At 63.2% G+C, this 12,339-nt stretch carries 9 protein-coding genes; 1 reads left to right on the top strand and 8 read right to left on the bottom strand.

Annotation, left to right across the window (positions count from 1 at the left end):
- Nucleotides 1-128: 128 nt before the first annotated feature.
- On the top strand, nt 129-1,361 hold the full coding sequence (locus NKF26_RS16500) for a glycosyltransferase family 4 protein (RefSeq protein WP_253234617.1): 1,233 nt from the start codon (nt 129-131) through the stop codon (nt 1,359-1,361).
- On the opposite strand, the gene NKF26_RS16495 is transcribed toward NKF26_RS16500, so the two are convergent.
- The 8 genes from NKF26_RS16495 to NKF26_RS16460 all read right to left on the bottom strand — a co-directional run bounded on the left by NKF26_RS16495 (nt 1,362) and on the right by NKF26_RS16460 (nt 12,294).
- Complete coding sequence (locus tag NKF26_RS16495; protein WP_253234616.1) at nt 1,362-2,630, bottom strand: sulfatase-like hydrolase/transferase; 1,269 nt, start codon at nt 2,628-2,630, stop codon at nt 1,362-1,364.
- Nucleotide 2,631: 1 nt separating this feature from the next.
- On the bottom strand, nt 2,632-3,603 hold the full coding sequence (locus NKF26_RS16490; protein WP_253234615.1) for a hypothetical protein: 972 nt from the start codon (nt 3,601-3,603) through the stop codon (nt 2,632-2,634).
- On the bottom strand, nt 3,600-4,808 hold the full coding sequence (locus NKF26_RS16485) for an antibiotic ABC transporter permease (RefSeq protein ID WP_253227673.1): 1,209 nt from the start codon (nt 4,806-4,808) through the stop codon (nt 3,600-3,602). Before NKF26_RS16485 ends, NKF26_RS16490 begins: the two co-directional genes overlap by 4 nt.
- Nucleotides 4,801-5,853 carry a DUF354 domain-containing protein gene (locus NKF26_RS16480; protein ID WP_253227672.1) on the bottom strand — a complete coding sequence of 351 codons (1,053 nt, stop codon included), beginning with the start codon at nt 5,851-5,853 and terminating at the stop codon, nt 4,801-4,803. The genes NKF26_RS16485 and NKF26_RS16480 overlap by 8 nt, the downstream gene beginning before the upstream one ends.
- Nucleotides 5,850-7,217, bottom strand: coding sequence for a nucleotide sugar dehydrogenase (locus NKF26_RS16475; protein WP_253227671.1), 1,368 nt, complete (start codon nt 7,215-7,217; stop codon nt 5,850-5,852). The genes NKF26_RS16480 and NKF26_RS16475 overlap by 4 nt, the downstream gene beginning before the upstream one ends.
- Nucleotides 7,214-8,323 carry a non-hydrolyzing UDP-N-acetylglucosamine 2-epimerase gene (gene wecB, locus NKF26_RS16470; RefSeq protein ID WP_253227670.1) on the bottom strand — a complete coding sequence of 370 codons (1,110 nt, stop codon included), beginning with the start codon at nt 8,321-8,323 and terminating at the stop codon, nt 7,214-7,216. The genes NKF26_RS16475 and wecB overlap by 4 nt, the downstream gene beginning before the upstream one ends.
- On the bottom strand, nt 8,324-9,700 hold the full coding sequence (locus NKF26_RS16465) for a glycosyltransferase family 2 protein (protein WP_253227669.1): 1,377 nt from the start codon (nt 9,698-9,700) through the stop codon (nt 8,324-8,326).
- Nucleotides 9,701-10,101: 401 nt separating this feature from the next.
- Nucleotides 10,102-12,294 (bottom strand): hypothetical protein, encoded by a 2,193-nt coding sequence (locus tag NKF26_RS16460; protein WP_253227668.1) that lies wholly within the window; start codon nt 12,292-12,294, stop codon nt 10,102-10,104.
- Nucleotides 12,295-12,339: the final 45 nt, after the last annotated feature.

The raw sequence follows: 12,339 nt of genomic DNA, 5'->3' as shown, positions 1-12,339 counted from the left end.
GGGTCCGGGCGATCGTGACGGATTTCCGACCGGAATTCGCTCGCGAGATGGACGACTGCCACCGTGGAAACTCATGCGGGTAGACCCGAGTGGCCGAAAACGTATTCCCACACTCGGTTGTCCACCCCATGACGATGCACGTTTTACAGGTGGGGCCGGTGCCGAGACGCGTCGGCGGCCGGAACACGGGGGGCGTCGCGAATCACATCTGGGATCTGTCGAGACAGCTAACCGACGAGGGGTACGACGTGAGCGTGCTGGCACACAACCTGTACGAATCGAGGTCGGACCCGGTCGTCCGTGAGGACGTGGAAATCTACGGCGTGAACTGGAAGCGTCTCGGGAGACACCTCGGCACGGTTTCGGCACCGGGCGACCTGTACGCCGTCAACCGCGACTACTTCGGTCAGTTTCCCCCCGCGGAACGAGCGAAGTATCTCGCCTATCACCTTCACTGCCGGAGCGTCTTCGCCGAACTCTCGCCCGACGTGATTCACAACCACCATCTCGGCTTCAAATGCCCCATCGTACACCACGAGCGGGACGCGACCCTCGACGCCGACCCGCCGATCCTCACGTCCGTTCACGGCTTTCACGGGATGATGTTCGGCGACGAGCGGTCGAAGGCGAATCACGAGCGACTGATCCGGGACGGCTACGCGCTCTCGTCCAACCTCCTGCTCAACAGCAGTCAGGTCCGGAACGAAGCGACCGAACTCCTCCCCGACCTGGAATCGAAACGCTACGCCGTCGGCATCAACGGAATCGACGGCCAACGATACCGGCCGAACGGCGGGGCCACCGGAGTCACCGGAACCCGAGAGACCGGCGACGAAACCACGACGCTCCTCTACGTCAGTCGACTCGAAGAGCGAAAAGGGATCTTCACGCTGTTGGACGCCCTTTCCTCCGGATTTTCGGCGTCCGACGTTCGCTGTCTCGTCGTCGGCGACGGCGAGGAACGGGCCGCAGTGGAACGGCGAATCGCAGATCACGGCATCGGAGAAATGGTGGAGCTGAAAGGGTTCGTCCCCGAACTGGCCGATTACTACGACGAAGCGGACGTGCTGGTCGTCCCCAGTTACCACGAGGACTTCGGGCTGATTTACGCCGAAGCCATGTCGTGTGGCACGCCGGTCATCGGAACGACGAACGTGCCCGAAAGCGTGATTCCGAACGAGGCGGTCGGATTTCGAGTTCCGCCGAAGGATCCCACCAGCCTCCGCGATGCGATCCGAACGGCGATTCGAACGGAGTGGGACACGGAAACGATCCTCGACCACGCTCGGACGTTCCACTGGGAGCGAAAGATCGAGGAGTACGACGATATCTACGCCGACCTCGTGAACGGGGAGTTCTGATCACTTGTAGCCGAGCGTCCGCAACCGCGTCTCGACCGTCGAATCGTGGAGGTCGGTGCCGTCCTCCATCATGTTCCCGGCGACCTCCTCGGCCGACGTGAACTCGTCCAACTCGTCCCGCAACCGTCCCTCCCATTCGACGGTACCGGACACGTCCTTCGTTTCGTCGGGGTCGGCCGCCAAATCGTACGCCTCGGTCCGGAGCTGTCTGCGCGTCTCGGCGTCGAACGTCTCGATGACCTTTCGATCCTCCGTCCTGATGCCCGTGTACGCCCGATTCAGCATCGGGGAGTGATTCAACAGGAAACTCCTCCGCGCTTCGTCGCCGTGCGGAGCACCCTCCCAGTTCGACGGCACGTCGAGACCCAGGTTTGACGCTATCGTCGCGGGGATGTCGAGTTGTCGCACCTCCTCCGCTCCCGAAAACCACTCGGCGGCCGTCGGACTGGCGAACAGGGGAACCCGAACGCATTCGTCGTAGAGGCGGGCGTGGCCGTACTTCCCGTGGTTGAACTCCTCGCCGTGGTCGCCGACGACGACCACGGCGGCGTCGTCGTCGATAAAGTCGAAGACCTTCCCGATCTGTTCGTCCAAGTAGTCAACACACTCCCAGTACAGCGCCTCCAACGTGGCGAGCGTCTCCCCGTCCACCTCGCTGTGATGTTTCGAGAACTCGTAGTGAGAGCGTAGCGTCCGCACGAGACCGCTTTCGACCGACCGCTTGAAACCGGGGAGGAACGGCACGTGGACGTCCATCAGGTGCAGCCAACAGAACCTCGGGCCGTCCGTTCGTCCGTACCATCGCTCCGCCCGTTCCGCCAGTTCGGTCGTCGTCACCCGACCGCGGAACCGAGCGTAGTCGGTCGCGTTCCGCAGGGTTTCCGAGACGGCGTCGAGTTTCGCCGGGAGCAGGGACGAATCGACGGTCAAACCGTCGTTCCAGAACGTGTCGAAGTACGGTTCCCACGCGCTCAAAAACGGGTTCGACGCGACGAACCCGCCGGTCGAATACCCAGCCTCGGCGAGGAGTTCCATGAGCGGCCTCGCTCCGTCCCGAATTTCGTCGAACCCGTCGTAGACGAAGGGGTAGTACTGTCCGGCGAGGATGGCGGGGAAGACGCCCCGCGTCGCGGGTGCCGGACAGATGGCGTCCCGTCGGCGGTACTCCGCGGTCAGCGCTTCGAAGGAATCCATCTCGTCGGGCGCGTCGTGTCGCCAGCAGTCGATGGTGAGCAGGACGACGTCGGGTGACTCGGAAACATCGGACATCTCAGAGGTACCCCAACTCTTTGAGCCGTGTCGAAACGTCCCCGGCGGTTTCCGGGCGTCGTTCCGACGACCCGCCCGATTCCACCGTCCGGCGATTCGACCACTTCAGTTCGAACCACGGAACCGTGACGAGGTCGGGGGCGTGGATACCCTCGGGATGGCCGTACACCCGAACTCCCGCCGGACCCAGACGCTCGCCGAACAGGTTGCCGTGGTCGGCCGTCACGACGGTCTTGCCGTCCAGTTCGTTCCCCAGTTCCCGGACGTGTGGAAGCACGAGGTCGAGGTTCTCCCGATACGCCTTCCGGACGACGTCCTCTCGGAGATGGCCCTGTTTCAGCAGGTCCCAGACGTTCCAGTGGTCGCTCTCGGCCGTCTCGCCGCTCGCCATCCGCCGCGACAGTTCGATGCCCGCCTGTTCCCCGATGTGCTCCTGCCCGAATTCCCCGATGAACGGGTAGTGTGGTTGGATGAAATGGGCGATGATCCGTTTGTCCGGATACCGCTCCGCCGCTTCGAGCGTCCGTCGTACCATCTCGCGCGGTCGAACCGTGTTGTGGGTCTCGTCCCAGTCGGACTCCCAGACGTTCACGACAGCGTGGAACGCGTCGTCTGTGTGAACCTCGACTTGCGGGTTCGCGGTCACGTAGACGGTGTCGCGGAACGTCCGGCCGTCGAAGTTCGCCCGTAGGAACTCGGGCGTGTTCGACCCGAGCGAGCGTTTCCGTTTCAGCGTCCCCGACAGCCCCGAACCGGGGAGCGCCCGACGGAACGTGTCGAACCGGCAGGCGTCCAGAACGACCAGCGTGTCCCACTCCTCGTTCATCACCGCCGTTCCCTCGTCCCCCTCGAAGTAGCGGTAGTACGGTTTCAATACCGCCTTCTCGTACAGGAACGGGAGCGCGATGGTGCGCCACCATCGTTCGTCGTCGTAGTGCTCCGCCGTCTGTCGAATCTTGTCGGTTACGCTCATGTCGGCACCTCCGTTCGTCGGGCCAGTCGTTCGGTCAGATACGTCGAAAGCGCGTACGCCATCCACGCCTGACACCACCGCATCAGCGTGAATCGCTTCGTGTAGAAGCGCCGTTTCTGGTAGTAGAACTGCCCGTCTCCCGCATACAGGTTTTCGAGCACCCAGTCGATGATGGCGCGGGCGAACTCGAACTCGCCCGCCATGCTGAACACGATGATTCCCTGCGTCGCCGCGTGGATGTCCTTCGGGAACTTCGAGTTCTCGTCCCAGTTGGGCGCGCCGTCCGCCTCGAACAGCCGGTTTCGATAGAACTCCATCGCCGCCGCGAGTTCGTCCGCGTAGCGCTCCGTTCCCGTCACCTCGTGATATCGCAGCATCGATTCGATGATGAAACCGTTGTGGTGGTTGTCCATCGACAGGTGGGACGCCGACGGGGGTTCGCGGTAGTACCACCCGCCGAGGGAGGTCTGTCGCTCGACCACGTAGTCGAGCAGTTTCGTGGACCGGCGGCGCAGTTCGTCGTCGTCGAACCGCCCGTACAGATCGATCAGCAGGCGCGCGCCGAGCGCACCGCCGTTGAGCGTGTAGTAGTCGCCGCTCTCCAGCGGTTGGTACTTGATCTTGGCGGCGTCGCCTATCTCGCGGTACTCCAACTCGTCGTAGAGGAAATCGGTCGCCTCGGCCGCCGTCTCGCCGAATTTCGGGTCGTGCTCTCCCACCGACAGCAACGCCTTGGTCGCGTAGGAGGTCGGGACGACGTTCGGCGTGTTCGGCGGTCGCTTCTCCCGAAGCATCTGCATCGCGTGTCGGTGGCCGCCACAGAACCCGACGTATCCCTCGCTCGTGTTCTCGGTCAGCCACTCGGCGAGCCGAATCGCCTCGTCCCTGTAGCGTTCGTCCCCGGAGAACCGAAACAACCGCTCGTTCGCCATGACGAAGAGGGCGGTTCCCTTGAAGCTCCGCCGCTGTTCGACCAGCAAAAGCGGTCGGACGTTCACCGGCGAGCGCTTGATTCCCTCCTGCACGAGGATGTTGAGCCACTTGTTATCGACCGGAGTTTCCCGGAGCAGGCGACTGCTCATCCCGTCGAAGTAGTCGTACCCGACGTAATCGTGCTCCCACGAGTACCGGAGCGTCCCGGTGAGCAGGTCGTAGATGTCCTCGTCCTGCAACTCGTCGGTCGTCGGGTGAATCAGTTCACTCATCTATCGACTCCCAAATCCGTGTGACCAGTGCTCCGACTTCGTCTCGAACCCGCTTGGACTCGCCGAGGCTTCCCTCGGTTCCGCGATTGGCGTCCAGATAGTCGAATATCTCGCGGTGGTCGCGGGTCAGCAGGATGTCCCCATCGCGCGCCATCCGTTGGTCCACGGAGAGCGGCGTCTCGGGGAAGAACGACACCGCCGGTTTGTTCATGCACGCGGCTTCCCGCGCCATCGTCCCGGACCCGGTGAGGACGCCGTCGGAGTGCCACGCGAGTTGCAGGCCGTTCAGTGCCGTCTCCGGGACGAATACATCGCTGGGGCCGTACGGCGCTGTGAACTCCTCGTCGCCCCTACCGCGCGGCAGGTAGACGACGTCGATTCCGCGCTCCGTCGCCTCCCGTAGGATGTCGGGGACGAGCGACCGCTCCTCGGAGACGTACGCGGCGTCGAGGGCCTCCGGGCGGACGACGATGTACTCCTCGAACGGAAGCCGTTCGGGAAACGACGGGTCGGGTTCGAAGTCGGCGACGTAGATGTCCTCCTTGTAGCCGTCGTAGGTGTGAACCCGCGAGGAATCCACGCGCCACTTGGTCAGTTCCGAGGTTTCGAACGCCGCCGGAACGACGTTGTGGGTCGCCTGTGCCTCCAGTCGGTTGTACAACTCCTCGAAGCCCAATCCGTCCACGTGCGCCGTGATGTCGTTGTCGGTGAAGTGGATCGACGGGATACCCCGCGCTTTCGACGCGAGGACGCACATCGCGTTCCTGGACGACAACGAGACGCTCGCGGGCGGTGCTTGCGCCGCGAGTTGCATCGTCCGAAGCGGGATGCCGAACTTTCGGAGCAGGGTGTTGTCGAAATCACGGCCGAGGACGGTGTAGTCGAAGCCGGTTTCCCCGGCCAAATCGACGGTCTCCGTCTTCTCCCGAACCGTGACTTCCGTTCGAACGTCGGTCAGCGAGTCCACCAATCCGCGGAAGAAAAAGGGATGTGACGGACTCACGAGGTCTATCCACGCCGTTTGGGTCGTCGTTGCTGTCGTCATATCCGTTCCACCTCGATCCCGACCGCGGCCCATTCGTCCGCGTCGAGCACCGCTTTCGTGTCGATGACGAGGTTCCCCGCCATTCCGTCCGCAATCGTCCTCGTGTCCAACGATTCGAACTCGTCGTGATCGGTCGTGACGACGAGCGCGTCGGCCCCGTCCACGGCGTCCGCCAGCGAATCCAGCCGAATCGCAGGATTTGCGACATGGGGGTCGTGTAGCCCCACCCGGACCGCGTTCGAACGCGGGTCGGGGTCGGGATCGTGGTCGTCGTTCGCTTCGTCCTCTCGTCGGCCGTTTCCGCCGCCGCCGTCCGTCGCGGGTGGTCCCGTCGTCGCTTCGCGTTCGTCTTCCGCCGCCCTCCGCACCGCCTCCGCGAGTCGAAGTCCGGGACTCTCGCGAGCGTCTCCGATGTTCCCCTTGTACGCGACGCCGAGAACCGCTATCTTCGTCCCCGCCAGTCCACCCAGTTCCTCGTCGAGGAGGTCCGCGACATAAGCAGCCATACCGTCGTTGACCCGCCGGGCGCGTGCGATCAGGTCCAACTCGTCCGAGCGTTGGCCCAGAAACCACGGGTCGACGGGCAGACAGTGGCCGCCGACGCCGGGTCCCGGACGATGGATGTTCACGCGCGGGTGCTCGTTGGCGAGACCGATGGCCTCGCGCGAGTCGATGCCGTACTCCCGAGTGAGTTTGGCTATCTCGTTGGCGAGCGCGATGTTCGTGTCGCGGAACGTGTTTTGGATGAGTTTGACGAACTCCGCCGTCGTGGCGTCGCTGGTCGTCCGAATCTCCCCCTCCACGAACGAATCGTAGAGACGGACGGCGGCCTCCGTCGAGACGCCGTTCACGCCGCCGATGATGCGGGCGTTCTGGCGCATCTCCGTGATGATGTTTCCCGGCAGGACCGTCTCGGGACAGTGGACGAGCGCGAACTCGTCACCGGCCCGCAGTCCGTCGGTTTCGAGGACGGGACGGAGCACGTCCTCGGTCGTTCCGGGCGGCACCGTCGATTCCAGAATGACGGTGTCGCCGACCCGCAGGTGGGGTCGAATGGCCTCGCCCGCCGACCGAACGTAGTTCAGGTCGGCCCGTTTCGCGTCCGCGTCGAACGGCGTCGGCACGCAGACGATGTGATACTTCGCCGGTTCGACGGTCGAGGTCACGTCGAGGTTGCCGGACTCGAACGCCTGTGTGACGAACGCGCGAAGGCCGGGTTCGTCCATCGGCAACTCGCGGTCCTCCAATCCCTCGATGACGCTTTCGTCGGTGTCGTAGCCGACCACGCTGTGATCGTAGTTGGCGAACATCGCGGCCGTCGGGAGGCCGATGTATCCCAACCCGTGAACGAAAATATCGCTCATCCGGTTTCCCCCCGAACAGCCCCGTTCGACCGCAGTATCGATACGATTGACTCCCCAGTGCTTCCGTTACCGAAGGGGTTGTCCCACTCGGTTGCTGTTTCGATCATGATTCGTGACCCTCGTCGTATCTCGTCCGGATCCGTCCCGACGAGTCTGTTCGCCCCGACCTGAATGGTCTCCGGGCGTTCGGTGCTGTCGCGGAGCGTCACACACGGCGTTCCCAAAATACACGCTTCCTCCTGGACGCCACCCGAGTCCGTCAGGACGAGGGTCGCTTCGCTCTCCAGTTTCAGGAAGTCGAGATACTCCCGCGGTTCGAGCAGTCGGACGGTTTCCGGGACGTCGATGTCGAACTCCGCCAACCGTTCGCGCGAGCGTGGATGGATCGGATACACGACCGGACAGGAGAGAGACGACGCGACCGCGTCCGCTCCCCGGAGGACGGACGCGAACCGCTCGGGGGCGTCCACGGTTTCCTGGCGGTGTGCCGTCAGGAGAACGAAGTTCCCGGGTTCGAGACCGAAGTCGGCGAGAGCGGTGCTCTTTTCGACCGCGAGCGTGCGGTTTTGCTCCACCGCATCGACCACGGTGTTTCCGGTGACGAACACGCGCTCGTCGTCGATCCCTTCCTCGGCGAGCAGGTTCGCCGAGCGCTCCGTCGGCGCGAAGAGGTAATCCGAGAGATGGTCCGCGACGCGCCGGTTCGATTCCTCGGGCATCTCCCGGTCGAAACTCCGCAATCCCGCCTCGACGTGGCCGAGGCGAGTCGGCAGTTTGTCCGCCGCGATGGTCCCGGCGAGCACGGTGTTCGTGTCCCCCTGCACGAGCACCACGTCCGGCCGCTCGTCTTCGAGGATGGATTCGATGCCCGAGATCATTCCCGCCGTCTGCCGACCGTGCGACCCCGACCCGATATCGAGGTTGTACTCCGGCGTCGGCAGGTTCAATTGTTCGAAGAACACGCGATCGAGCGACTCCGAGTAATGCTGCCCGGTGTGTAGCAGGAAGTGGTCGATGTCCTCCCGCTCGCACGCCCGGATCACCGGTGCCAGCTTGATGATCTCGGGGCGCGTCCCGAGGACGAGCGCGATGGCGAGGTCCGCCATCTATCTCCCCACCCCCTGTTGTCGAATCAGGTCCGCGATGCGATTCAGTATCAACCCGCAGAACACGCCCAGTACGCCGAGTATCGTCACGAACCCGGCGACGAGCACCTTGCTCGGGTAGAAGTTATCCGTCGCTTGGTAGATGAGAATCGCGTTCATCCCGTACAGCGTCCCCGCGAGGATGAACAACAGACCCGGCAGGCCGAAGAACACCAACGGATGACGGTCGCGAACCAACTGTACGAGATACAGCGCGACGATCGACCCGTGGTGGATCGGATTGTACGTCTGTCCGTCGATACCCTCGTACCGAACGTCGATGGGCACCTCCCGTATCGACAACCCGTTTCGTACCGCCTGATCGACCATCTCGGATTCGACGCCGATGCCGTTCGTCCGGAGCCGAATCGTCTCGACCGTCTCGGCCGAAAGTGCGCGAAATCCGCTCTGTGTGTCGGTCAGCGAGACGTCCGAGGAATGTATCGTCAGGTAGTCGAGCACCTTCTGCCCGAACCGTCGATACGCTGGCGTCTCGTCGTCCTCGGACGGCGAGAGATACCGACTGCCGATCACGAGATCGGTGTCGCCTTCGAGCACCGAGTTCGCGACGGAACGGATGTCCCCCGTCACGTGTTGGCCGTCCGCGTCCATGAGCACCAACACGTCGAACTCGACCGTCCGCGAGTACTCGAACAGGGTCTGTATCGCCCCGCCCTTCCCGCGATTGGTCTCGTGCTCGATGACTGTGGCACCCGCATTCTGCGCGATGGACGCCGTCCCGTCGGAACTCCCGTCGTCCACCACGATGACTTGCTCGGCGTATCGTTGCGCGGAGAGGACCGTACTGCCGATTCCGACCTCCTCGTTGTAGGCTGGGATACCGACGACGATACCGTCCATTCTGGCAGTCGTCGTCGCTGAACGGTCGTCCGGAGCGACATCGACGATATCGCCGGAATCGACGTCGAGGAACGCATCGGTCCCGTCCGATTCGTCGGCGTCGAACGCCGTTTTCGACGCACGACCGTTCGGGTCCGCTTTCCGTTCGAATGCGATCGGTTGGGACGGATCGGTTTGTACGACGATACCCGAGTAGTCGTTTTCGTCGGCCGCCTCGAGGAGGGCGGCGTGGAGCGCATCGATGCTCCCGACACCGTCCGTCGAATCCACGAGACGGGCACCGAATCGCTTCGCGGTTCGAACGCTCTTTGCGTCCGGGATTCCCGGATGAGCGACGAACACGTCGTAGCCGAGTCGAACCGCTCGTCGGATCGAGACGGCGGTCTCCTCGTCGTTTGTTTTCGTAGCTATCAGGCCGACCGCTGTCGTATCGTGAGTTCCGGAAAGCCGGTGAAATATTTGTGAACTGTTGTTCATTTACTCCCCTTCGACGTCTCCAACGCCCGTTGTGAGGTCACTGGGAATTGGACAGCTAGTTCTCCCTCGGACAACTGTTTCGAGAATATGCTGTCGGCGGAACGGTATTTCAACCCCGACCTTCGTTTCGATGGTTCGGTCCTGCTCGACCGCCTTCCATCGTCCGTTTCTAGCGCAACCGGCGGTGCGAAACGGGAAGAAATGGCGTCGGGGGGTCGTCCCAAACCAACGTCGAGCGGCCACGAGACGGCAGCTAACGTGATAGGATGACCATTCTACACTAGCAGTAGCCGTTATCGCGGGAGCGATTGAAGGGGGAAGAGGAGCGACGGGAGGGAGAAGGGGGACCGACTGGAATCAGCGTGAACGAACCACGTCGAGCGTCGGATTCCGGCCGGTTATCAGCCGTCAGAATCGCTACCATGGCCGATTTTCTCGGCGCTCCGAACCGCATCCCCGACGAGCGTGCTCGACACCGTAGTTCCGGTGAACGAGACCCGCTCGAACGCGTTCGTCACGGTTTCGAGCCCTCTCCGTTCGTCCTCGTCGATATCCGCTGTCGTACAGGCGCGATAGAACTCCCAGTGTGTCAACCGAGGTTCGACCGCCGTCGTCGTTTCGAGATGGGACCGAACGGCCGCGTAGGCCAGTTCGGCCGCGCGGTTCAGGTCTCCCGCGGTGAGCGCGGCGTTCGCGCGTTCGGCCAGTTCGTCCGACGGGTCGTCGTCGGAGTCTGAGTCGGAGGCGGTCGAATCGTCGGTGGTATCGGCGGTGATGGCGTCCTCGGGCGAGACCGCTCCCTCACCGTTCGATTCCGTCGAGTCGCCTCGGCGGCGGACGTAAACGCCGCCGATGACGAGCAATCCGGCGAGCGCCCCACCGAGGACGAGGGGAAGCCACTCACGGTCGAGAACGGAATCCGTCCCCGGCAACTGGAGGGTCACGCGCGTTCGCGTACGACTCGCGGCGAGGTTCGTCTCCCCACCGCCGAAGTTCGTGGCGAGCACGACGGTCCCGTTCGACTGGTTGTGTACGACGCTCGGTGGGACCCGAAGTTGGGAGTGATACGTCCCGTTTGCGTCGGTTTGCACCGTCCCTATCGGCGTCCCGTTGGCGAGGACGGCGACGGATCGGTTCGGGACGGCCCGCCCGTCTTTCGTCGTCAATCGCCCGTGGACGGTGACGTTGCGTCCCTGCATGACGTTGCCCGTAAGCGACAGCGAAGTCGGCGTTTGGCGGACTCGAATAGCGGTCGTGGCTTTCGCTCGGCGGAGCGCCTGTCCGTGATACGGCAACTGAACCCGGAGTGTCCGTTTTCCGGCCGAAACGTTCGCGGGCAGTTTCGAGCTGAAATGAAAAGTCCCATCGGAACCGGTCGTCGTGGACCCGATGCGCTTACCGTCGGCGAACAGGACGACGGGGACGCTCGTGACCGTCCCACCCGCCGCCCGTACCGACCCGGAGGCGGTGACGCGCCGCTGGAACGACGCCGTGGCGTCGCTCCGGTGAAGGACGACCTTCGCCCGCGTCGGGTTCACGGTCGATTCGACGGTTCGGTTGTCCCCGAGGTAGACGGAGTCGTCGGCGGGGACGTACCGAAGGTCGAACGATTGATTTCCGAGGTGAACCGCACGTGGCCGTCCGGAGATCGAAAACGTCCCGTCCGACCCCGTTTTCGTGGTGACCGTATGGTTCGGCGTGAGCCTGAGGCGGATCGTTCGGTTGGCGAGCGTCGTCCCGTTGACCGACTGTAGCACGCCCGTTACGCGCAATGGATTTCGGTATGACGTCCGCTCTTGGACCGAGCGCACCGTCAGCCGCGTTTTCGTGAACTCGTTCTTCCGTACGTCCATCTGCTGTTTCGTGACGTTGTTCGTCGCTCGGTGAACCGACCGAACTTCCTTCTTGAACTGCTCCCCGGTCGAGTTAGACACGTTCTCATAGCTGTGGGTGAGTCGGTCGTTGGTGTGTGATATCTTCTTCTGGAGGTGATTCAGCCGTCTCGCCAACTTGCGCGCTTTCCGCTCCTTTCCGTTCTCTTTGGCCGTCTGATACCGGTCGTGTAGCCGATGGTAGCGGCTAACGGAAGTTACGTAGGTTCGCTGTTGCGTGCCCGTCTCGTTCAACTGCTTCGCGATCCTATCGTCACGCTTCGAGTCCGTTCGCTCCGCGACATCGACGTAGCGCCCCAGCATATCGTCGTACTTCGACCCCACCACCGAGTGCGCCTTTCGGTACTGCCCGCGGTTTATCTTCACCGTACTCGACCCGAGTTGGGAGGAGAGATGCGACAGATACCAGCGATCGAGTTCCGTGAGTTGTCCGTTTTCCTTCGCCTTCGACGGGTTCACGTGATGGCTTTCGGCCGAGCCATTCGCTGCTGTCGAATTGTTCGGCTCCTTCGCAGCATCGAGGACGCCGAGCGGTTCGGCGACCGAAAGCGACGAAACCGTCGAATCGGCCACACCGGTGGACGACGAGCGGGCGAAACCGACCGACGAACAACCGGCCGACACGACGATGACAGTTAGTACCACGACGGCCATCAGTCGCTGGGCGGCCGTCGCTCTCGGTCGGTCGGATCTGTCTGACACGCTCACCCTAGTCGGGGGAGTTGATCAAAACTCCTTCCCCCGTAG

It is taken from the genome of Haladaptatus sp. AB618, from assembly GCF_024136965.1.
Taxonomy (GTDB): Archaea; Halobacteriota; Halobacteria; order Halobacteriales; family Haladaptataceae; genus Haladaptatus.
Note: the sequence above shows the minus strand (reverse complement) of the source record. Positions and strands in the feature narration are given on the sequence as shown.

What these genes read in the sequence shown, in the direction of transcription:
- NKF26_RS16500 (WP_253234617.1), top strand. Translation starts at nt 129, where the DNA reads ATGACGATGCACGTTTTACAGGTGGGGCCGGTGCCGAGACGCGTCGGC.
- NKF26_RS16495 (WP_253234616.1), bottom strand. Translation starts at nt 2,630, where the DNA reads ATGTCCGATGTTTCCGAGTCACCCGACGTCGTCCTGCTCACCATCGAC.
- NKF26_RS16490 (WP_253234615.1), bottom strand. Translation starts at nt 3,603, where the DNA reads ATGAGCGTAACCGACAAGATTCGACAGACGGCGGAGCACTACGACGAC.
- NKF26_RS16485 (WP_253227673.1), bottom strand. Translation starts at nt 4,808, where the DNA reads ATGAGTGAACTGATTCACCCGACGACCGACGAGTTGCAGGACGAGGAC.
- NKF26_RS16480 (WP_253227672.1), bottom strand. Translation starts at nt 5,853, where the DNA reads ATGACGACAGCAACGACGACCCAAACGGCGTGGATAGACCTCGTGAGT.
- NKF26_RS16475 (WP_253227671.1), bottom strand. Translation starts at nt 7,217, where the DNA reads ATGAGCGATATTTTCGTTCACGGGTTGGGATACATCGGCCTCCCGACG.
- wecB (WP_253227670.1), bottom strand. Translation starts at nt 8,323, where the DNA reads ATGGCGGACCTCGCCATCGCGCTCGTCCTCGGGACGCGCCCCGAGATC.
- NKF26_RS16465 (WP_253227669.1), bottom strand. Translation starts at nt 9,700, where the DNA reads ATGAACAACAGTTCACAAATATTTCACCGGCTTTCCGGAACTCACGAT.